The organism is Cellulosimicrobium sp. 4261, assembly GCF_040546915.1.
GTDB classification, from domain to species: Bacteria; Actinomycetota; Actinomycetes; order Actinomycetales; family Cellulomonadaceae; genus Cellulosimicrobium; species Cellulosimicrobium cinnabarinum.
In genome coordinates this window covers 468,011-487,461 of record NZ_JBEPOQ010000002.1, presented here as the reverse complement: position 1 = coordinate 487,461, position 19,451 = coordinate 468,011, and the positions used below count along the sequence as shown (strand labels likewise).

The following is a 19,451-nucleotide window of genomic DNA, read 5'->3' as shown; positions in this document are numbered from 1 at the left end:
TCGTCGGGCACGCTGTTAGGATGGAGTTCCGTGGCAGATCACCTGAACCGGCCCTCCTCCCGCCTCAACGCCTCGGGCGCTCGTACCGAGCACCGCACCGCGCACGTCTTCGTCACCGGCGGCGTCGCCTCCTCGCTCGGCAAGGGCCTCACGGCGTCCAGCCTCGGTCGTCTGCTCCGCTCGCGCGGCCTGCGCGTCACCATGCAGAAGCTCGACCCGTACCTCAACGTCGACCCCGGGACGATGAACCCGTTCCAGCACGGCGAGGTGTTCGTCACCGAGGACGGCGCCGAGACGGACCTCGACATCGGCCACTACGAGCGCTTCCTCGACGTCGACCTCGAGGCCTCCGCGAACGTCACGACCGGCCAGGTCTACTCCCAGGTGATCGCGCGCGAGCGGCGCGGCGAGTACCTCGGCGACACGGTGCAGGTCATCCCGCACATCACCGACGAGATCAAGACGCGCATGCGCGCCCAGGCCGGTGAGGACGTCGACGTCATCATCACCGAGATCGGCGGCACCGTCGGCGACATCGAGTCGCAGCCCTTCCTCGAGGCGGCCCGCCAGGTGCGCCACGAGCTCGGCCGGGACGACGTCTTCTTCCTCCACGTGTCGCTCGTGCCGTACATCGGCCCGTCGGGCGAGCTCAAGACGAAGCCCACGCAGCACTCCGTGGCGGCGCTGCGGTCCATCGGCATCCAGCCCGACGCGATCGTGCTGCGCGCGGACCGCGTGGTGCCCGAGCCGGTGAAGCGCAAGATCGCCCTCATGTGCGACGTCGACAACGAGGCGGTCGTCAACGCGATCGACGCGCCGAGCATCTACGACATCCCGCGCGTGCTGCACTCGGAGGGCCTCGACGCCTACGTCGTGCGCCGCCTCGGCCTGCCGTTCCACGACGTCGACTGGGACGGCTGGAGCCAGCTCCTCGAGCGCGTGCACCAGCCCGCCCACCGCGTCGAGGTCGCGCTCGTCGGCAAGTACATCGACCTCCCGGACGCGTACCTCTCCGTCACGGAGGCGCTGCGCGCCGGCGGGTTCGCGAACGACGCGAAGGTCACGATCCGCTGGGTCGCGTCCGACGAGTGCCAGACGCCCGAGGGCGCGGACGACGCGCTGCACGGCGTGGACGCGGTGCTCGTGCCCGGCGGGTTCGGCGTGCGGGGCATCGAGGGCAAGCTCGGCGCGCTGCGCTGGGCGCGCGAGAACAGGGTCCCGACGCTCGGCATCTGCCTGGGCCTGCAGTCGATGGTCATCGAGTACGCGCGCAACGTGCTCGGCATCGACGACGCGTCCTCGACCGAGTTCGACCCGGGCACGTCGCACCCCGTCATCGCGACCATGGAGGAGCAGCTCGCGATCGTCGGCGGCGACGGCGACCTCGGCGGCACGATGCGCCTGGGCTCCTACGAGGCCGCGCTCACCCCGGGGTCGGTCGTCGCGAAGACCTACGGCGCGGAGCGCGTCACGGAGCGCCACCGCCACCGCTACGAGGTGAACAACACCTACCGCAAGCAGCTCGAGGAGGCGGGGCTCGTCATCAGCGGCACGTCGCCCGACTCGTCGCTCGTCGAGTTCGTCGAGCTCCCCGCGGACGTCCACCCGTACTACGTGAGCACGCAGGCGCACCCGGAGTTCAAGTCGCGCCCCACGCGCTCGCACCCGCTGTTCAGCGGGCTCGTCCGCGCCGCGCTCGAGAACCAGGCGGACTGAGTGGCCGGCGAGCACCCGGTCGTGGACGCGCTCGCGCCCCGGCCGGTCGTCGAGACGACGGTCGTGCACGAGGGCCGCGTGTTCGACCTGCGGGCCGACGTCGTCGACCTCGGGGACGGGGGCCGCGTCACGCGCGAGTACCTCGACCACCCCGGCGCGGTCGCGATCGTCGCCCTCGACGCCGACGAGCGCGTCCTGCTGCTGCGCCAGTACCGCCACCCGGTGCGGCGCGAGCTGTGGGAGGTGCCCGCCGGCCTGCTCGACGTCGTGGGCGAGGACGGCCGCGTCGCCGCGGCCCGCGAGCTCGCCGAGGAGGCGGACCTGCGGGCGTCGCGGTGGGACGTGCTCGTGGACTACTTCACGACGCCCGGCGGGTCGAACGAGGCGCTCCGGGTCTTCCTGGCACGCGACCTGTCGCCCGTGCCGGACGACGAGCGGTTCGAGCGCGAGGCCGAGGAGCTCGACATGGAGGTGCGGTGGGTCCCGCTCGACGACGCGGTGGCCGCCGTCCTCGGTGGCGCGCTGCACAACCCGTCGGCGGTCGTCGGGATCCTCGCGGCCGCGACGTCGCGCGCGGGCGGCTGGACCTCCCTGCGCCCCGCCGACGCACCGTGGCCGGAGCGCCGCGGGGGCTGACGCCGACCGGACCGGTCCGGTCCGACCAGGAACCGGTCCGGTCCTCGACGGCCCGGCCGCGAGCGACGTCGGGCCATGCCGCGGCCTCTCGTCCCCGGCGTGGCTGGCCACCGGCCCCGGTCTCGTGCCGTTCTGCCCCGGACCCGCCGAGGCGGGCGCGCTGGCGTCGATGTCGGTCGTGCACCGAGCCGAGGAGGTGAGCCCCGTGAACGCTGTGTCCGTACCGGGCGCTCCCTCGCAGCCCACGATCGCGCGACGGCCGTAGCCGTCCCGGGAGCGCTCGCCGCACCGTCGCGAGAGGCGACTCCCCTGAGCACCACCACACCCTCTTCTGCTCCGGGCTCCTCGACGGGGGCCACGACCCCTGGTCCGGCAGCGGCAGTCCCCGGATCGACGCGGGCGAGCGCGCCCTCGTGCTCGGGGGCGGCGGCTCCACCGGCAACGCGTGGCTGATCGGTGTCGTCGCCGGTCTGGCGCACGCCGAGGTTGACGTCACGACGGCGGGCCTCACCGTGGGGACGTCCGCCGGCGCCACCACCGCGGCACAGCTCGCGGGCGCGGCGCCGGCCGAGCTCTACGCCGCCGTGGCCGCCGGAGCCCCGCCGCGGCGCACGGCCGTTCCCGGGGCGGGCGAGCGCCGGGAGCGGACCCGCCAGGCGGCGGAGCAGGTGGCGCGCACGGCCGCGCTCAGCGCCGCGTCGCACGACGCGGCGGACATGCCATGCAGCTCGACGCGCAGGTCGCGGAGCTGCGCTCGCCGGGCCCCGGTGTCAGGCGCGCGTGCGGGTCGTGAGGACGACGCGCGTGGACCCGGCGACGAGGAGCGCGGAGCCGAGCATGTGCAGGCCCACGAGCAGCGCGGGCAGGCCCGTGAAGTACTGGACGTAGCCGATCGCGCCCTGGGCGAGCGTGATGGCGAGCAGGATCCACGCGGCGCGGCGCACCTCCTGCGGCCCGCGGCGGACGCTCACGAGGTACACGACGAGGACGGCGACGAAGACCCAGACGGCCCATGCGTGCACCTTGCTCATGAGCGCCGGGTCGACGGCGAACCGGTACCCGACCTCCTCGTCGCCGCTGTGCGGGCCTGCGCCCGTGACGATCACGCCGAGGACCACGACGACGGCGGTGAGCCCGTACAGCGCCCACGCGAGCAGGCGCGGGCGCGGCGCGACCGTCGGGACGGGCGGGCCGTCGCCCTCGCCGGAGCGGTGCAGCAGCAGCAACGAGACGGACACGAGCGCCGCCGAGACCACGAAGTGGAGCGACACCCAGCCCGGGTGCAGGTGCAGCAGCACGATGACACCGCCGATGATCGCCTGCGCGGCGACGCCGAGGAGCGGCACGGCGCCCAGGAGCCGGTAGGACAGGACGCGGGAACGGTCGGTCCACACGAGCACGAGGGCCGCGATCGCGATGACGCTCAGCACCCCGGTGAGCGTGCGGTTCCCGTACTCGACGAACTGGTGGTACGTCGTCTCGGGGTGGAAGCGTGCCGCGAACTGCCCGGGCTCGCACTGCGGCCACGTGGAGCAGCCGAGGCCCGAGCCGGTGAGCCGGACCGCGCCACCGGTGACGATGATGCCGATCTGCGCGACGAGGTTGGCGACGAGCACCGGTCGGGTCCAGCGGCGCAGCGGCGCGAGCCGGTCCGGTCGGGTGCCGCCGTCGCCGGCGGGGCGGTCGGTCGTGCCGGGGTCGAGCGCGGGGGGCGGGGTGCTCACGGTCCCACGGTATCGGGACGTGCCCGCAGGCCCGGAATCCTGCGGGTGTGAGATGTGCCCGGGCCGGTCAGGTCCAGCGGAAGAGCTTGCCGGCACCCCAGCCGAGCGCGGCGGTCCAGCCCAGCAGCACGACGACGGAGAACGGCGGCACGGACCCGTCGAGCAGGGCGCCGCGCATCGCCTCGCCGAGCGCGCCCGACGGGAGCAGCAGGGCGACGTGCGCGAGCGGCCCGGGCAGCTGGTCCGCCGGGACGAGCACGCCCCCGCCGACCGTGAGGAGCACGAGCACGAGGTTGGCGACCGCGAGCACGCCTTCGGCGCGCAGCGTCCCCGCGAGCAGCATCGCGAGCGACGTGAACGCGGCCGTGCCGAGCAGGACGGCGAGGAGCGCGGCCGGGATCCCCGCGAGGTCGGGCCGCCAGCCGAGCGCGAGCGCGACGGCGGTGATGACGACGACCTGCACGACCTCGACCGCGAGCACGCCCAGCACCTTGCCCGCGAGCAGGCCCCCGCGGCCGAGGGGGGTGGTCGACATGAGGCGCAGCACGCCGTTGCGGCGGTCGAACGCGGTCGCGATGGCCTGGGACGTGAACGCCGTCGACATCACGGCGAGCGCGAGCACGCCGGGCGTCACGAAGTCGACGCGCGTCGCACCGCCCGTGTCGAGGTCGACGAACGACGTGAGCACGAGGCCGAGCAGCAGCATGACGGGCAGGATGACCGTCACGAGCAGCTGTTCCCCGTTGCGCAGGATCATCCGGGTCTCGAACGCCGTCTGGGCGGCGACGCGGCGCCACGCTGGCGCGGCGAGCTCGGTCCCGGCCGGTCGCTGGGCCGCGGTCGTGGCCGACGGCTTCTCGTTCGCGGTCATCGCAGGTGCCGTCCCGTGAGGTCGAGGAACACGTCCTCGAGCGTGCGGCGGCCCACGGTGACGCGCGACGCGAGGACGCCGCGCGCGGCGAGCCACGTCGTCAGCGCGACGAGCGTCGCCGGGTCGGCGGGGCCGGTGAGGGTGTACGAGCCGGGCTGCGGCTCGGCGACGGACCACGCCTCCGGGCCGGGGGCGCCGTCGCGCGCGGCGAGCGCGTCGCGCAGGCCGGCGAGGTCCAGGCCCGCCGTCGCCTCGACGCGCACGGTGCGGTCGGTCTCGCCGTCGGCGCCGGACTCGAGGAGCTCGCGCGTCGCGCCCGCCGCGATGACCTTGCCGTGGTCGACGACGTACACCCGGTCCGCGAGGTCCTCCGCCTCGTCCATGAGGTGCGTCGTGAGGACGATCCCCACGCCCTCGGCGCGCAGCTCGCGCACGAGCTCCCACACCGCGTGGCGGCTCTGCGGGTCCATGCCCGCGCTCGGCTCGTCGAGGAAGACGACCTCGGGTCGCCCGACGATCGCCGCGGCGAGCGCGAGGCGCTGCCGCTGGCCGCCGGACAGGCGCCGGACGGTGGTGCGGGCGAAGCTCTCCAGCCCGAGGCGCTCGGTGAGCTCGCCGACGTCGCGCGGGCGGGCGTACATCGACGCGACGTGCCGCAGCATCTCCAGCGCGCGCACGCCCGTCGGCAGCCCGCCGTCCTGGAGCATCACGCCGACCCGGGGGCGCAGCTCGCGCGCGTCGGTCAGGGGGTGGAGCCCGAGCACCTCGACGCGCCCGGCGTCGGGGGAGCGCAGGCCCTCGCAGCACTCGACCGTGGTGGTCTTGCCGGCGCCGTTGGGGCCGAGCACCGCGGTGATCGCGCCACGCTCGGCGGTGAGGGACACGCCGTCGACGACGGCACGACCGTCGTAGCGCTTGACGAGGTCGTGCACGAGCACGGCGGGGGCGGGCACCCGGCCGATTCTAGGGGGAGCGCGCGCGCCCGCCGACCCGCGGCCGCCCTGGTCGCGCGGGGTGTCGCGTACGCCACACCGGCCGCCTCGAGGACCCGTCTGAGGGTCGCCTTGCTTGCGCCGGAACAATTAGGGAACAACCATGTTGTCTATATCGAGGGCGCTGCGCGCGCAGGCGTGCCCCGACCGACCACGGAGGTGAGCATGGGAGCAGGAGCGGTCCGACCGGACGCGCTGCGTACCGTCGCCCCCTCCGGCGCGCCCGCGACCGACGTCGACCGGCGCACGCGCGAGCGCGTGCTCGAGCTCGTCGCGAGCGCGGGCCCCGTCAGCGCCGGCGACCTCGCCGCGACGCTGGGCCTCACGCCCGCCGCGGTGCGCCGCCACCTCGCGCTCCTCGAGGAGGACGACCTCGTGGCCGTCCACGACGCCGGGCACCCCACGGGGATGCGCGGCCGCCCCGCGCGCCGGTACGTGACGACGTCGGCCGGGCAGAGCGAGCTCAGCGGGACGTACGCCGACCTCGCCGCCCAGGCGCTGCGGTACCTGCGCGACGTCGCGGGCCCCGACGCCGTCGAGCGGTTCGCCCAGGACCGGCTGTCCGAGCTCGCCGACCGCTACGCGGGCCGGCTCGACGCGCCGGACGTCGAGGGCCGCGCGGCCCAGCTCGCCGCCGCCCTCGCTGACGACGGCTACGCCGCGAGCGTGCGCCCCGTGCCCGGCACCTCCGCCGTCCAGCTGTGCCAGGGGCACTGCCCGGTGCAGCACGTCGCCGAGGAGTTCCCGCAGCTGTGCGAGGCGGAGGCGCAGGTCTTCGCCAAGCTGCTCGGCTCGCACGTGCAGCGCCTCGCGACCCTCGCGACCGGCGCGCACGCGTGCACCACGAACGTGCCGGTCGGGATCTCCGTCCCGGCCCCCGCACCGCGGGTGGCGCGAGCCGCCCTGGCCCACGACGTCCGGGCGCGGGGGCGCCCGTCGTCGGGCGAGACCTGACCCCGAGGGGCACCCCGCCCCGCCCGCACGACCTCCCCCGAAGAACCTGTACCGACTGCCCCCGCCCGCAACGACGGACAGTGGAAGGACGACCATGAGCGCTCCCACCCAGGACGCCGCCGGCACGGCCCTGCCGACCGGTGAGAAGCAGACCGACGACGAGATCATCGCCTCGATCGGCGCCTACGAGTACGGCTGGCACGACTCCGACGAGGCCGGCCAGATCGCGCAGCGCGGCCTCAACGAGGACGTCGTGCGCAACATCTCCCGGCTCAAGAACGAGCCCGAGTGGATGCTGAACCAGCGCCTCAAGGCGCTGCGCCTGTTCGGCAAGAAGCCCATGCCGAGCTGGGGCTCCGACCTCACCGGCATCGACTTCGACAACATCAAGTACTTCGTGCGCTCCACGGAGAAGCAGGCCGCCACGTGGGACGACCTGCCCGAGGACATCAAGGAGACGTACGACAAGCTCGGCATCCCCGAGGCGGAGAAGCAGCGCCTCGTCGCGGGCGTCGCCGCGCAGTACGAGTCCGAGGTGGTCTACCACCAGATCAACGAGGAGCTCGAGCGCCAGGGCGTCATCTTCCTCGACACGGACACCGCGCTGCGCGAGCACCCGGAGATCTTCCAGGAGTACTTCGGCACCGTCATCCCGTCGGGCGACAACAAGTTCGCCGCGCTCAACTCGGCCGTGTGGTCGGGCGGGTCGTTCGTCTACGTGCCGCCGGGCGTGCACGTCGAGATCCCGCTGCAGGCCTACTTCCGCATCAACACCGAGAACATGGGCCAGTTCGAGCGGACGCTGATCATCGCGGACGAGGGCTCCTACGTGCACTACGTCGAGGGCTGCACCGCGCCGATCTACTCCTCGGACTCGCTGCACTCCGCGGTCGTCGAGATCGTCGTGAAGAAGAACGCCCGCGTGCGCTACACGACGATCCAGAACTGGTCGAACAACGTCTACAACCTCGTGACCAAGCGGGCGACCGCGGCCGAGGGCGCGACCATGGAGTGGGTCGACGGCAACATCGGCTCCAAGGTGACCATGAAGTACCCGGCGATCTACCTGCTCGGCGAGCACGCGCGCGGCGAGACGCTGTCGATCGCGTTCGCGGGCGAGGGCCAGCACCAGGACGCCGGCGCCAAGATGGTCCACGCGGCGCCCCACACGTCCTCGTCGATCGTCTCGAAGTCGGTCGCGCGCGGCGGCGGACGCACGTCCTACCGCGGCCTGGTCCAGGTGCTCGAGGGTGCCTCGCACTCGGCCTCGACCGTGCTGTGCGACGCGCTGCTCGTCGACCAGATCTCCCGGTCCGACACCTACCCGTACGTCGACGTCCGCGAGGACGACGTGTCCATGGGGCACGAGGCGACGGTCTCGCGGGTGAGCGAGGACCAGCTGTTCTACCTCATGTCCCGAGGCATGGAGGAGACCGAGGCGATGGCCATGATCGTGCGCGGGTTCGTCGAGCCCATCGCGCGCGAGCTGCCCATGGAGTACGCGCTCGAGCTCAACCGCCTCATCGAGCTGCAGATGGAAGGGTCCGTCGGCTGATATGACCACCACCACCGTTCCCGAAGAGGCCGGTCTGACCACCGACCACTCGCGCGCGCAGGCCGACGGGGCGCACTCCCACGGCGTCGTCGTGCCCCAGGGCTCGCGCGCCGAGCGGCTCACGTCGTTCGACCTCGCCGACATCCCCGTGCCCTCCGGGCGCGAGGAGGAGTGGCGCTTCTCGCCCGTGGCGCGGCTCGCGCCCCTGTTCGACGACAAGATCGTCGGGCAGAGCGGCGGCGGCGACGTGCGCGTCACGGTCGTCGAGGCGCCCGAGGTCGAGGTCACGATCGTCGGCCGCGACGACGAGCGCCTCGGCACCGCCGGCAAGCCCGGCGACCGCACGGCCGTGACGGCGTGGAACGCCTTCGAGCAGGCCACCGTCGTCACGGTGCCGAAGGAGGCCGTCGCCTCCGACGTCACCTCGGTCCGCATCGAGGGCCACGGCTCCACGCCGACGGCGAGCCACGTCCTCGTGCGCGCCGAGCGGCACTCCGAGGCCGTCGTCGTGCTCGACCACGTGGGCGCCGCGACGCTCAACGAGACGGTCGAGATCGTCGTCGAGGACGGCGCGCACCTCACCGTCGTGTCCGTCCAGGACTGGGCCGACGGCGCCGTGCACGCGTCGTCGCACCGCGCGCGGATCGGGCGCGACGCGCGCCTCAAGCACGTGGTCGTCACGCTCGGCGGCGACGTCGTGCGCGTCACCCCGGACGCCGAGTTCACCGCCGAGGGCGGCGAGGTCGAGATGGTGGGCCTCTACTTCGCCGACGCGGACCAGCACCAGGAGCACCGTCTGTTCGTCGACCACGCCGTCCCGCGCTGCAAGTCCCGCGTGACGTACAAGGGCGCGCTGCAGGGCGAGGGCGCGCACGCCGTGTGGGTCGGGGACGTGCTCATCCGGGCCGAGGCCGAGGGCACCGACACGTACGAGCTCAACCGCAACCTCGTCCTCACGGACGGCGCGCGCGCGGACTCCGTGCCGAACCTCGAGATCGAGACGGGCGAGATCGAGGGTGCGGGCCACGCGTCCGCGACCGGCCGCTTCGACGACGAGCAGCTCTTCTACCTGCAGGCGCGCGGCATCCCGGAGGTCGAGGCGCGTCGCCTCGTCGTCCGCGGCTTCTTCGCCGAGCTCATCCAGGAGATCGGCGTCACGTCGGTCGAGGAGCGCCTGCTCGAGGCGATCGAGCGCGAGCTGAGCAAGTCCATGTCGATCATCGACGGGAGCGCCGAGCCCGCCGAGGCGACGGCGTGACCGCACAGCCCGCCTGCACGACGTCCGACCTCGGCCCGGAGGAGGCGCTGCGCGTCGAGCTCCCGGCCGAGGACGGGCGCGTCGTCGAGGTCGCGGTCGTGCGCGACGGCGACGGCGGGTGGCACGCGATCTCCGACATCTGCTCGCACGGGGCCGTGTCCCTGTCCGACGGGGAGGTCGAGGGCTGCTTCGTCGAGTGCTGGCTGCACGGCTCGCAGTTCGACCTGCGGACCGGCATGCCGACCGCGCTGCCCGCGATGCGGCCTGTGCCGGTCTACCCGGTGACGGTCGACGGCGAGCAGGTGCTCGTCGACGTCGACCGCGTCGTCGCTCCCACCTGACCCGACCTTCTCTGACCCGGCGCGCCGCGCGCGCCCCCCAGCTCAAGAACCTCTTGGAGAACCACTGATGTCCACTCTCGAGATCCGCGACCTGCACGTCAGCGTCGAGACCAAGGAAGGGCCGAAGCCGATCCTGCGCGGCGTCGACCTGACGATCGCCAGCGGCGAGGTCCACGCCATCATGGGCCCGAACGGCTCGGGCAAGTCCACGCTCGCCTACTCGATCGCCGGCCACCCCAAGTACCAGGTCACCGGCGGCACCGTGACGCTCGACGGCGAGGACGTCCTCGCCATGAGCGTCGACGAGCGCGCCCGTGCCGGCCTGTTCCTCGCCATGCAGTACCCGGTCGAGGTCCCCGGCGTGTCCGTGTCCAACTTCCTGCGCACCGCGAAGACCGCGATCGACGGCGAGGCCCCCGCGCTGCGCCACTGGGTCAAGGATGTCAAGGGCGCCATGGAGCGCCTGCGCATGGACGACTCCTTCGCCGAGCGCTCGGTCAACGAGGGCTTCTCCGGCGGCGAGAAGAAGCGCCACGAGATCCTCCAGATGGAGCTCCTCCAGCCGAAGTTCGCCGTCCTCGACGAGACCGACTCGGGCCTCGACGTCGACGCGCTGCGCATCGTCTCCGAGGGCGTGAACCGCGTCCACGGCGAGACCGACGCGGGCATCCTCCTCATCACGCACTACACGCGCATCCTGCGCTACATCAAGCCGGACTTCGTCCACGTCTTCGTCGACGGCAAGGTCGCGGAGGAGGGCGGCCCCGAGCTCGCCGAGCGCCTGGAGGAGGAGGGCTACGACCGCTACCTCGGTGGCGCCGTCGAGTCCGCCTCGGCCGCCTCGGCCTGAGCGCTCGCACCACCTGAGGAGACGACCATGACGACCACCGCGCACCCCGCAGGGCAGCAGGCCGGTCCGGCGCGCCTGACCGACGTCGAGCTCGCCGCCGTGCGGGCGGACTTCCCGCTGCTCGAGCGCACCGTGCGTGGTGGTCGTCCGCTCGTCTACCTCGACTCCGCGGCGACGTCGCAGAAGCCGCAGGTCGTCCTCGACACCGAGGTCGACTTCTACGAGGAGCGCAACGCGGCCGTGCACCGCGGCGCGCACCAGCTCGCCGAGGAGGCGACCGAGGCGTTCGAGGACGCCCGGGACGACGTCGCGGCGTTCGTCGGCGCGCGTCCGGGCGAGATCGTCTGGACGTCCGGCGCGACGGCCGCGATCAACCTCGTCGCGTACGGGATCTCGAACGCGACGCTCGGCCGCGGGGGAGAGGCGGCCCGCCGCTTCGCGCTCGCGCCGGGCGACGAGATCGTCATCACCGAGGCGGAGCACCACGCGAACATCGTCCCGTGGCAGGAGCTCGCGGCCCGCACCGGGGCCGTCCTGCGCTGGTTCGAGGTGGACGACGACGGCCGCGTGCGCGTCGAGGACGCGGCGACCGTCATCACCGAGCGCACCCGCGTCGTGGCCTTCACGCACGTGTCGAACGTGACGGGCGCGGTCACGCCGGTCGAGCCGATCGTGGCCCGGGCGCGCGAGGTCGGGGCGCTCACGGTGCTCGACGCGTGCCAGTCCGTGCCGCACCTGCCGGTCGACCTGCCTGCGCTCGGCGTCGACTTCGCCGCGTTCTCGGCGCACAAGATGCTCGGGCCCACGGGCGTGGGCGTGCTGTACGGGCGGCGCGAGCTGCTCGAGGCGCTGCCGCCCGTGACCACCGGCGGGTCGATGATCGAGGTCGTCACGATGACCGAGTCGTCGTACATGGCGCCGCCGCAGCGGTTCGAGGCCGGCACGCAGCCCGTCGCGCAGGTCGTCGGGTTCGGCGCCGCCGCGAAGTACCTGCACGAGCTCGGGATGGACGGCGTCGCCGCGCACGAGCTCGAGCTCGCCGCGGAGCTGCTGCGCATCGGGGAGATCCCCGGCGTGCGCATTATCGGCCCGCGCGAGCCCGAGGACCGGCTCGCCGTCGTGTCGTTCGTCGTGGACGGCGTGCACGCGCACGACGTCGGCCAGGTGCTCGACGACGCGGGCATCGCCGTGCGCGTCGGTCACCACTGCGCCCAGCCCCTGCACCGCCGCTTCGGGGTCGCCGCGACCGCGCGCGCGTCCGCGTCGGTGTACACCACGCGCGAGGACGTCGACGCGTTCCGGGAAGCATTGGCCGGGGTGCGCGCGTTCTTCTCGGTGGACTGAGAGAGGACCCGATGAGCTCGATCGAGCAGATGTACCAGCAGGTCATCCTGGACCACGCGAAGACCCCGCACGGCCGGGGCCTGGTCGAGGTGGCCGACGGCGCGGCTAGCGGCCAGTCGCACCAGGTGAACCCCACGTGCGGCGACGAGGTGACGCTGCGCGTCGAGCTCGCCGGCGACACGATCGACCGCGTGAGCTGGGAGGGGCAGGGCTGCAGCATCTCGCAGGCGTCCCTGTCCGTCCTCACCGACCTCGTGACGGGGCGGCCGGCCGCCGAGGCCGAGCACCTCGGCGACGTGTTCCGCGAGCTCATGGGCTCGCGCGGCAAGGGCCTCGACGAGGCCGCAGAGGACGAGCTCGGTGACGCCACGGTGTTCACGGGCGTCTCGCGCTACCCGGCACGGATCAAGTGCGCCCTGCTCGGCTGGGCCGCGCTGCGCGACTCGCTCGTCACCTCGGGCGCCCTGAGCGCGCTGGGCGACGCATCAACCGCAATGGCTTCCGACGCGGCGCTCGCCGCGCGGGGAACGACGGAGGAGAACCGATGACCACCGAGACCGGCGCGCCCGCCGCGGGCGCCACGCCGAGCCCGCCGAACGTCGCCGACGTCGAGGAGGCGATGCGCGACGTCATCGACCCGGAGCTCGGCATCAACGTCGTCGACCTCGGCCTCGTCTACGGCATCCAGATCGACCAGAACAACCACGCCGTCATCGACATGACGCTCACGTCCGCGGCCTGCCCGCTGACCGACGTCATCGAGGACCAGTCCGCGCAGGCCCTGGAGGGTCTCGTCGACGGCTTCCGCGTGAACTGGGTCTGGATGCCGCCGTGGGGTCCGGAGAAGATCACCGACGACGGCAAGGAGCAGCTCCGCGCGCTCGGCTTCAACGTCTGAGATCACCGCTCCGACCGACGCCGCGTCCCCGTCAGGGGGCGCGGCGTCGTGCTGTTCCCGGCAGGGCGAGACGTGCCGTCCGCCTCCGTCCGCGGTTCGCCCCTTCCGGTACGTTGACGCGGATCGTCCTGAGTGTTGGGATATGTGCGCCCACACCACTTTTCGGAGGACGACGTGACACAGCAGGACCAGACCGACGCGGGCGGTTCCCCGCGGCAGGTGCGCTATCGCGGCCGGCACCTCCCGATGGTGGCGGTGGTCATCGCGGCGACGATCGCCACCGCCCTGGCGTACAGCGGCATGGTCCTGTTCGGTCTCGAGGTGGCCCACATGTCGCCGCTCGAGGCGTACGGGCTCGCGGGCTTCCTCGAGATCAGCCTCGTCGCCGTGGCGCTCATGGCGCGCAACGCGGCGCTGGAGGGGCGGCCCTACGGCGTGCTCCTCGCGCTCACGTGGGTGCTCTCGGGGACGTCGGGCCTGTTCGCGGCGCTGCACGAGATCGCCGTCCCGACGGCGAGCACCCCGTACATGGTGGTGTTCCGGTTCGTGCCGCCGCTGGTCGCCGCGCTCATGTGGCACCTCGCCCTCGTGGGGGAGCGGCACATGGTCACGGGGCACACGCTCGAGGAGCGTCGTCGTGAGCTGCGCGTCCACGGGTACGTCTCCGCGCTGGAGCAGTGGCGCGACGCGCGCGCCGACAGCGCTGGCTCGCCTGCGGACCTGCGCAAGGTCCGTGCCGCGCACGAGCGGCAGCGCGCCGCCCGGGACGCCGCGCTCAAGCTGCTGACGGTCGAGGACTTCGAGCGTCGCATGCAGGTCTGGGTCGACCGCCTGGAGGCCGCCGAGCGGCACGGCAACCGGCTCGACCTCATCGGGGCGAGCTCCGCGAAGCGCGGCACCGCGCGTGGCAAGGCGGGGGCCGCGGTGTCCGAGGCTCCCGCGCCCGCCGAGGCGCCCATGGCCGTGGCCGCCGTGGCCGCCGGGGCGAGCGGCCCGGCGCTGCTCGCGCCGGGGCCCGCGCGCCACGACGACACCGGCGCGGTCGAGACTTCCCCGACTCCCGAACCGGTCGACGTCGTGACGACCGACGCCGTGACGACCGACGCCGCGCTGCGCGACGAGGTCCCGACGGACGGTGCGCCGTCGGCCGACCTCCCGGTGCGCGAGGTGACCCGCGACCTGCCCGCCGCCGAGGCGACGGCCGAGGCGACCGACGCGGAGACTGCGGAGGACACGCCCGCCGCCGAGCCCGCGTTCGAGGCCCTGCCGGACCTCGAGGCACGAGTCAAGGAGATCTTCGGTCGCACGCGGCCGCTGCCGTGGGAGCAGCCCGTCCCCGAGGAGGCGGAGACGCCGTCGGCCCCCGAGCCGCCGGCCGTGACGGGGCACACGCGCCGCGTCGAGGTCTTCGACCTCCCGCGGCCCCAGGACGTGGAGCCGACGCCGGCGGACGACGCCGGGACGACGCTCGGTGAGGACCCGATGGCCGAGCGCGACCGCCGCATCGTCGAGCTCGCGCGCGAGGGCCTCAACCAGCGCGAGATCGCCCAGCGGGTCTCGGCGTCGCGGTCGACCGTGAGCCGCGTCGTGCGTCGCTACGAGGACCAGCTGGCCGACGAGGCCCGCGAGCTCGCGAACGCCTGAGCCCCCGCCGAACGATCGGCGCCACGACGCCGCGTCCCGTCCGGGGCGTGGCGTCGTGCCGTTCCCACCGCACGCATGGCCGGCGGGTGGCTTTCGCCGTGGGTACCGAGGACCTTGGTCCCCGGGGGCGGCTGTGGTCGGACCGCGTCGCCTAGGGTCGGGGCAGGCACCGGTCGCACCCGGGTCGGGGCCTCGACGCAGCCCCCGCCTCTCGAAAGTGCTCCCCGTGCCCTCCCTCTCTCAGCCCCCGTCCCCCGACGGCCCCCTGGACGGCGACCGGATCGTCGTCGTCGGCGCCGGCATGACGGCCCACCGCCTCGTCGCGGGCCTGCGCACGCGCGACCCCGAGGGCGCCTGGTCCGTCACCGTGATCGGTGACGAGCCGCACGAGCCGTACGACCGCGTGCACCTGTCCGAGTGGTTCGACGCCCGCGACGTCGACGCCCTCACCCTGGACCGCGCGGTGTGGGACGACCCGCGCGTCATGCTCGTCACCGGGGACGCGGTCGCGTCGCTCGACCGCACGGCGAGCGTCGTGACGACACGGTCGGGGCGCCAGGTCCACTACGACCGCGCGGTGCTCGCGACCGGCTCGTGGGCGTGGACGCCGCGCGCGGAGGGCACGGACCTGCCGGGACTGTTCACCTACCGCACGCTGGACGACGTCGAGCGGCTCGCCGAGTGGGTGCGCCTGCGCGAGCGGGCGCTGGGGCGGGCGGTGCGCGGCGTCGTCGTCGGCGGTGGCGTGCTGGGCCTCGAGGCGGCGGCGGCGCTCCAGCGGCTCGGCGCGGAGGCCACGGTCGTGGAGTTCGCCGACCGGCTCATGAGCGTCCAGCTCGACCAGGGCGGCGGCGAGATGCTGCGCCTGCTCATCGAGGACCTCGGCGTCACGGTCCGCACAGGTGCGGGCGCGCACCGGTTCCTGCCTGCGGGCGACGGGTCCGTGGGCTCGGTCGAGCTCACCGACGGCTCCGAGCTGGCGACGGACGTCGTCGTCTTCTCCGTGGGCATCCGTCCGCGCGACAGGGTGGCGCGCGAGGCGGGCCTGGCGATCGGCGAACGCGGCGGCGTCGTCGTCGGCGAGGCGTGCCAGACCTCCGACCCGGGCGTGTGGGCGATCGGCGAGTGCGCGTCGGTCGACGGCGCGTGCGCGGGCCTGGTCGCGCCCGGGAACGACATGGCCGACGTCGTCGTCGACCGCTTCCTCGGCGGCGAGCGCGTGCACCGGCGCACCGACGACGGCACCAAGCTCAAGGGCGTGGGCGTCGAGGCGGCGTCGTTCGGCGACGTCAACGCGGTGAGCGCGGGCGCGCTCGAGGTCTCGTTCGTCGACCCGATCCACCGCCGGTACCGCAAGCTCGTGCTCTCGGACGACGCGACGACGCTGCTGGGCGGCGTGTTCGTCGGCGACATCGAGCTCTACTCGGCGCTGCGTCCGCTCCTGGGCCGCCCGCTCGGCGCCGACCCCGCGGCCGTGATCGCGCCCGACGGCGAGGGCCTGGCCGAGACCGAGCTGCCCGACGAGGCCGTCGTGTGCTCGTGCAACAACGTCGACGCGGGGACGGTCCGGGCCGCGGTGACCGAGCACGGCTGCCGGACGATCGGGCAGGTCAAGGACTGCACGACGGCGGGCACGGTGTGCGGGTCGTGCGTCCCGGCGCTCACGAAGCTGCTGAACGGCGAGCTGTCCCGGGCAGGGGTCACCGTCTCGGACGCGCTGTGCGAGCACTTCGCGATGTCCCGGGCGGCCCTGTACCGGATCGTGCGGGAGGAAGGGCTGCGCACGTTCTCCGAGATCGTCGCGGCGCACGGGACGGGCCGCGGCTGCGCGGTCTGCCGCCCGACCGTCGCGTCGATCCTCTCGACGCTGCGCCGCGGGCACGTCCTCGAGGGCGAGCAGGCCGCGCTCCAGGACACCAACGACCACGTCATGGCGAACCTGCAGAAGAACGGCACCTACTCGGTGATCCCGCGGATGCCCGGGGGCGAGGTGCGTGCGGACCAGCTCCTCGAGTTCGCGAAGGTCGCCGACGACTTCGGGCTCTACGTGCGTGTCACCGGCGGCCAGCGGCTCGCGATGTTCGGCGCGCGCCTCGACCAGCTCCCGGAGATCTGGCGGCGCCTGACGGCCGTGGGTTTCGAGTCCGGGCACGCGTACGGGAAGTCGCTGCGCACCGTGAAGACGTGCGTCGGGCGCACGTGGTGCCGGTTCGGCGTGCAGGACTCGTCGGCCATGGCGGTGCGGCTCGAGCTGCGCTACCGCGGCCTGCGCTCGCCGCACAAGATCAAGTTCGGCGTCTCCGGGTGCGCGCGCGAGTGCGCCGAGGCTCGTGGCAAGGACGTCGGCATCATCGCGACCCACAAGGGGTGGAACCTCTACGTCGGCGGGAACGGCGGAGCCCAGCCGGCCCACGCCCAGCTCCTCGCCGAGGACCTCGACGACGAGACCCTGGTCCGCTACGTCGACCGGTTCCTCATGCTCTACGTCCAGGAGGCCGACCGTCTCCAGCGCACGGCACCTTGGGCCGCGGAGCGCGCGGGCGGGCTCGAGGAGCTGCGCCGCGTCGTCGTCGAGGACTCGCTGGGGATCGCCGACGAGCTCGAGGCCGCGATGGCCGAGCACGTGCGCGACTACGAGGACGAGTGGAGCGCGACGCTCGCGGACCCGGCCAAGCTGCGCAAGTTCACGCCGTTCGTCAACGCGCCGGAGGCCGTCGACGGCGACCTCGCGTTCGTCCCCGAGCGCGGGCAGGTCCGTCCCGCCGACGAGACCGACGCCGTCGCCTACCCGGACCCCCGCGCGGCGCGCGACGTCGCGCTCGTCGCCGCCCGCGCCAAGCTGGAGGACGTCCGATGAGCACGTTCGTCGACATCTGCGCGCTCGACGACCTCGAGCCCGAGCGCGGGGTCGGGGCCCTCCTCGGCGGGACCCAGATCGCCGTCTTCCGGCTCGCCGACGGCACCGTGCGAGCCGTCCAGCAGCGGGACCCCTACTCCGGCGCCAACGTCATGTCGCGTGGCCTCGTCGGCACGCACCGCGTCACGCTCGACGACGGCACGGAGCGCGACGTCGACACCGTGACCACCCCGATGCTCAAGCAGGTCTGGGACGTCGACACCGGCGAGGTGCTCGACGCCGGGGGCAAGGACCGCAGACCCCTGGCGGTCTTCGCGGCCGAGGTGCGCGACGGGCGCGTCCTCGTCGCGGACGTCGCGACCTCGATGCGCGAGGACGGCGGGACGCGCGACGACGTGAGCGGCAGGGCCGTCGTCGGCTGAGGACCTACTGGCCGGTCCTGCCGTCGATCCGCTCGCGCAGGAGGTCGGCGTGCCCGCAGTGCCGGGCATACTCCTCGATCCGGTGGACCAGGACCTCGCGGACCGCGACCCGGTCCGCGCCGAGCCGCTCCCCGAGGTCCGGGTGCCGCGCCAGCACCGCGTCGGTCGCGGCCTGCTCGCGCGCCAGGTTCGCGTACGCCTCGTCGACCACGCCCTGGTCGGCGACCGCGCCGTCGAAGTCCGCGTCGTGCCCCCCGTACAGCGCCGGCTCGCCGTCGTCGTCGGAGACCCACCCGCGCCACTCCCGCTCCACCTCCGCGAGATGGCGGACGAGGCCGAGCAACGACATCGTCGACGGCGGCACGGAGCGCCGTGCGAGTTGCTCGGGGTCGAGGCCCTCGCACTTCATGAGCAGCGTCGTCCGGTAGCTCGCCGTGTAGTCGAGCAGCGTCGCGAGCTCGCCGTCCGGGATCACGCCGTCGGTGTTGCGCGGGTCCTCGTCGGGATCCACCCACATGTCCGGGTAGACGGTCGCGCGGGTCCAGCGCACAGGCTCCTCGGTCATCGCCCCATGCTCGCGCGCGCCGGTGCTCCCCACAAGGTCATTCGTCGGCGGCCCCGGGCGCTAGGATCGGCCACCGCCGGCAAGGACGCCGGTGCACGACCGAAGGAGTCTCCTCGCCCATGATCGTCGCGTGGGGCGCGCTCGCCCTGCTCACCCTCGTCCACCTCGTCGCCCACCTCGTCGGTGCCGAGACCCTCGCCGACTCGTCGCAGTGGTTCCTCATGCCGGTCCTGGCCGGGTGCCTCTGGCTCGCCGCGCGGCGTCGCGCCGCCGACGACCCGGGCCGGCGCTCGCGGCTCATCCGGCTCACGCTCGTCGCGCTGGGCTTCTCGTGGCTCGGCGACACCGCACCCGACCTCGCCGACGGTGACACCGCCTTCCTGGTCATGGTCGGGTTCTTCCTCTGCGCCCAGGTCGTGTACACGATCGCGTTCTGGCCCTACCGCGCGGGCTCCGTCCTGCGCCGCCCGCTCGCGCTCGTGCCGTACGGCCTCGCGCTGCTCGCCCTCGTCGTCGCGTGCGCGCCCAGCGCCGGGTCGCTGCTCGTCCCCGTCGTCGTGTACGGCGTGTGCCTCGTGACGATGGCCGTGGTCGCGACGGGCGTCGATCGGCTCGCCGCGGTCGGGGGTGCGGTCTTCCTCCTGTCCGACGCGCTCATCGCGCTGAACGCCTTCGCCCCGTGGTACGACCTGCCCGGGCACGGCTTCTGGGTCATGCTCACCTACGTCGTCGGCCAGGTGCTCCTCGTGCTCGGCGTGCTCCGGCGGGACCGCGGAGCGTCGGTCACCACCAGGGAAGGAGACCGCACGTGGGTGTCGACGTGA

18 protein-coding genes are annotated in these 19,451 nt (G+C 73.6%); 14 read left to right on the top strand and 4 right to left on the bottom strand.

Annotated features, from left to right (window positions below):
* Nucleotides 1-30 precede the first annotated feature (30 nt).
* Nucleotides 31-1,716: a CTP synthase gene (gene pyrG, locus ABIE39_RS04525; RefSeq protein ID WP_074805951.1), complete on the top strand. Its 1,686-nt coding sequence runs from the start codon at nucleotides 31-33 to the stop codon at nucleotides 1,714-1,716.
* Nucleotides 1,717-2,352: an NUDIX domain-containing protein gene (locus ABIE39_RS04520; RefSeq protein WP_175008668.1), complete on the top strand. Its 636-nt coding sequence runs from the start codon at nucleotides 1,717-1,719 to the stop codon at nucleotides 2,350-2,352.
* Between the two features lie 770 nt (nucleotides 2,353-3,122).
* Here the strand turns inward: ABIE39_RS04520 and ABIE39_RS04515 are convergent.
* The 3 genes from ABIE39_RS04515 to ABIE39_RS04505 all read right to left on the bottom strand — a co-directional run bounded on the left by ABIE39_RS04515 (nucleotide 3,123) and on the right by ABIE39_RS04505 (nucleotide 5,900).
* A complete protein-coding gene (locus tag ABIE39_RS04515; protein WP_175008667.1) occupies nucleotides 3,123-4,076 on the bottom strand; it encodes a COX15/CtaA family protein in 954 nt (317 codons plus the stop codon).
* Between the two features lie 67 nt (nucleotides 4,077-4,143).
* Nucleotides 4,144-4,947 carry an ABC transporter permease gene (locus ABIE39_RS04510; protein ID WP_175008666.1) on the bottom strand — a complete coding sequence of 268 codons (804 nt, stop codon included), beginning with the start codon at nucleotides 4,945-4,947 and terminating at the stop codon, nucleotides 4,144-4,146.
* Complete coding sequence (locus ABIE39_RS04505) at nucleotides 4,944-5,900, bottom strand: ATP-binding cassette domain-containing protein (RefSeq protein WP_175008665.1); 957 nt, start codon at nucleotides 5,898-5,900, stop codon at nucleotides 4,944-4,946. Before ABIE39_RS04505 ends, ABIE39_RS04510 begins: the two co-directional genes overlap by 4 nt.
* 204 nt (nucleotides 5,901-6,104) lie before the next feature.
* On the opposite strand from ABIE39_RS04505, the gene ABIE39_RS04500 reads away from it, so the two are divergent.
* The 11 genes from ABIE39_RS04500 (at nucleotide 6,105) to ABIE39_RS04450 (ending at nucleotide 18,062) form a co-directional block, all read left to right on the top strand.
* Nucleotides 6,105-6,893 (top strand): DNA glycosylase AlkZ-like family protein, encoded by a 789-nt coding sequence (locus ABIE39_RS04500; RefSeq protein ID WP_175008664.1) that lies wholly within the window; start codon nucleotides 6,105-6,107, stop codon nucleotides 6,891-6,893.
* 94 nt (nucleotides 6,894-6,987) lie between these two features.
* A complete protein-coding gene (gene sufB / locus ABIE39_RS04495) occupies nucleotides 6,988-8,448 on the top strand; it encodes a Fe-S cluster assembly protein SufB (protein ID WP_074805987.1) in 1,461 nt (486 codons plus the stop codon).
* A 1-nt stretch (nucleotide 8,449) separates the two neighbouring features.
* Nucleotides 8,450-9,706 (top strand): Fe-S cluster assembly protein SufD, encoded by a 1,257-nt coding sequence (gene sufD, locus ABIE39_RS04490; protein ID WP_175008663.1) that lies wholly within the window; start codon nucleotides 8,450-8,452, stop codon nucleotides 9,704-9,706.
* A complete protein-coding gene (locus tag ABIE39_RS04485; RefSeq protein WP_021480875.1) occupies nucleotides 9,703-10,047 on the top strand; it encodes a non-heme iron oxygenase ferredoxin subunit in 345 nt (114 codons plus the stop codon). Before sufD ends, ABIE39_RS04485 begins: the two co-directional genes overlap by 4 nt.
* Nucleotides 10,048-10,114: 67 nt before the next feature.
* Nucleotides 10,115-10,897 (top strand): Fe-S cluster assembly ATPase SufC, encoded by a 783-nt coding sequence (gene sufC / locus ABIE39_RS04480; RefSeq protein WP_137280410.1) that lies wholly within the window; start codon nucleotides 10,115-10,117, stop codon nucleotides 10,895-10,897.
* A 27-nt stretch (nucleotides 10,898-10,924) separates the two neighbouring features.
* Nucleotides 10,925-12,241, top strand: a complete 1,317-nt coding sequence (locus ABIE39_RS04475; protein ID WP_209829110.1) for a cysteine desulfurase — start codon at nucleotides 10,925-10,927, stop codon at nucleotides 12,239-12,241.
* A gap of 11 nt (nucleotides 12,242-12,252) precedes the next feature.
* Nucleotides 12,253-12,789, top strand: a complete 537-nt coding sequence (gene sufU / locus ABIE39_RS04470) for a Fe-S cluster assembly sulfur transfer protein SufU (protein WP_175008661.1) — start codon at nucleotides 12,253-12,255, stop codon at nucleotides 12,787-12,789.
* Nucleotides 12,786-13,139: a metal-sulfur cluster assembly factor gene (locus ABIE39_RS04465; protein ID WP_074805999.1), complete on the top strand. Its 354-nt coding sequence runs from the start codon at nucleotides 12,786-12,788 to the stop codon at nucleotides 13,137-13,139. Before sufU ends, ABIE39_RS04465 begins: the two co-directional genes overlap by 4 nt.
* Nucleotides 13,140-13,313: 174 nt before the next feature.
* A complete protein-coding gene (locus tag ABIE39_RS04460; RefSeq protein ID WP_354050599.1) occupies nucleotides 13,314-14,783 on the top strand; it encodes a helix-turn-helix domain-containing protein in 1,470 nt (489 codons plus the stop codon).
* A 301-nt stretch (nucleotides 14,784-15,084) separates the two neighbouring features.
* The gene (gene nirB / locus ABIE39_RS04455) at nucleotides 15,085-17,640 is read left to right on the top strand and encodes a nitrite reductase large subunit NirB (protein ID WP_354050622.1); all 2,556 of its coding nucleotides are present in this window, start codon (nucleotides 15,085-15,087) and stop codon (nucleotides 17,638-17,640) included.
* Nucleotides 17,637-18,062: a nitrite reductase small subunit NirD gene (locus tag ABIE39_RS04450; protein ID WP_354050597.1), complete on the top strand. Its 426-nt coding sequence runs from the start codon at nucleotides 17,637-17,639 to the stop codon at nucleotides 18,060-18,062. The genes nirB and ABIE39_RS04450 overlap by 4 nt, the downstream gene beginning before the upstream one ends.
* Before the next feature lie 4 nt (nucleotides 18,063-18,066).
* Here ABIE39_RS04450 and ABIE39_RS04445 read toward each other — a convergent pair whose 3' ends face one another.
* Nucleotides 18,067-18,627 carry a DinB family protein gene (locus ABIE39_RS04445; protein WP_354050595.1) on the bottom strand — a complete coding sequence of 187 codons (561 nt, stop codon included), beginning with the start codon at nucleotides 18,625-18,627 and terminating at the stop codon, nucleotides 18,067-18,069.
* Between the two features lie 119 nt (nucleotides 18,628-18,746).
* On the opposite strand from ABIE39_RS04445, the gene ABIE39_RS04440 reads away from it, so the two are divergent.
* Nucleotides 18,747-19,451, top strand: a complete 705-nt coding sequence (locus tag ABIE39_RS04440) for a lysoplasmalogenase (RefSeq protein WP_354050593.1) — start codon at nucleotides 18,747-18,749, stop codon at nucleotides 19,449-19,451.

What these genes read in the sequence shown, in the direction of transcription:
- ABIE39_RS04475 (WP_209829110.1), top strand. Translation starts at nt 10,925, where the DNA reads ATGACGACCACCGCGCACCCCGCAGGGCAGCAGGCCGGTCCGGCGCGC.
- sufB (WP_074805987.1), top strand. Translation starts at nt 6,988, where the DNA reads ATGAGCGCTCCCACCCAGGACGCCGCCGGCACGGCCCTGCCGACCGGT.
- ABIE39_RS04500 (WP_175008664.1), top strand. Translation starts at nt 6,105, where the DNA reads ATGGGAGCAGGAGCGGTCCGACCGGACGCGCTGCGTACCGTCGCCCCC.
- sufC (WP_137280410.1), top strand. Translation starts at nt 10,115, where the DNA reads ATGTCCACTCTCGAGATCCGCGACCTGCACGTCAGCGTCGAGACCAAG.
- ABIE39_RS04450 (WP_354050597.1), top strand. Translation starts at nt 17,637, where the DNA reads ATGAGCACGTTCGTCGACATCTGCGCGCTCGACGACCTCGAGCCCGAG.
- sufU (WP_175008661.1), top strand. Translation starts at nt 12,253, where the DNA reads ATGAGCTCGATCGAGCAGATGTACCAGCAGGTCATCCTGGACCACGCG.
- sufD (WP_175008663.1), top strand. Translation starts at nt 8,450, where the DNA reads ATGACCACCACCACCGTTCCCGAAGAGGCCGGTCTGACCACCGACCAC.
- ABIE39_RS04440 (WP_354050593.1), top strand. Translation starts at nt 18,747, where the DNA reads ATGATCGTCGCGTGGGGCGCGCTCGCCCTGCTCACCCTCGTCCACCTC.
- ABIE39_RS04465 (WP_074805999.1), top strand. Translation starts at nt 12,786, where the DNA reads ATGACCACCGAGACCGGCGCGCCCGCCGCGGGCGCCACGCCGAGCCCG.
- ABIE39_RS04510 (WP_175008666.1), bottom strand. Translation starts at nt 4,947, where the DNA reads ATGACCGCGAACGAGAAGCCGTCGGCCACGACCGCGGCCCAGCGACCG.
- nirB (WP_354050622.1), top strand. Translation starts at nt 15,085, where the DNA reads ATGACGGCCCACCGCCTCGTCGCGGGCCTGCGCACGCGCGACCCCGAG.
- ABIE39_RS04445 (WP_354050595.1), bottom strand. Translation starts at nt 18,627, where the DNA reads ATGACCGAGGAGCCTGTGCGCTGGACCCGCGCGACCGTCTACCCGGAC.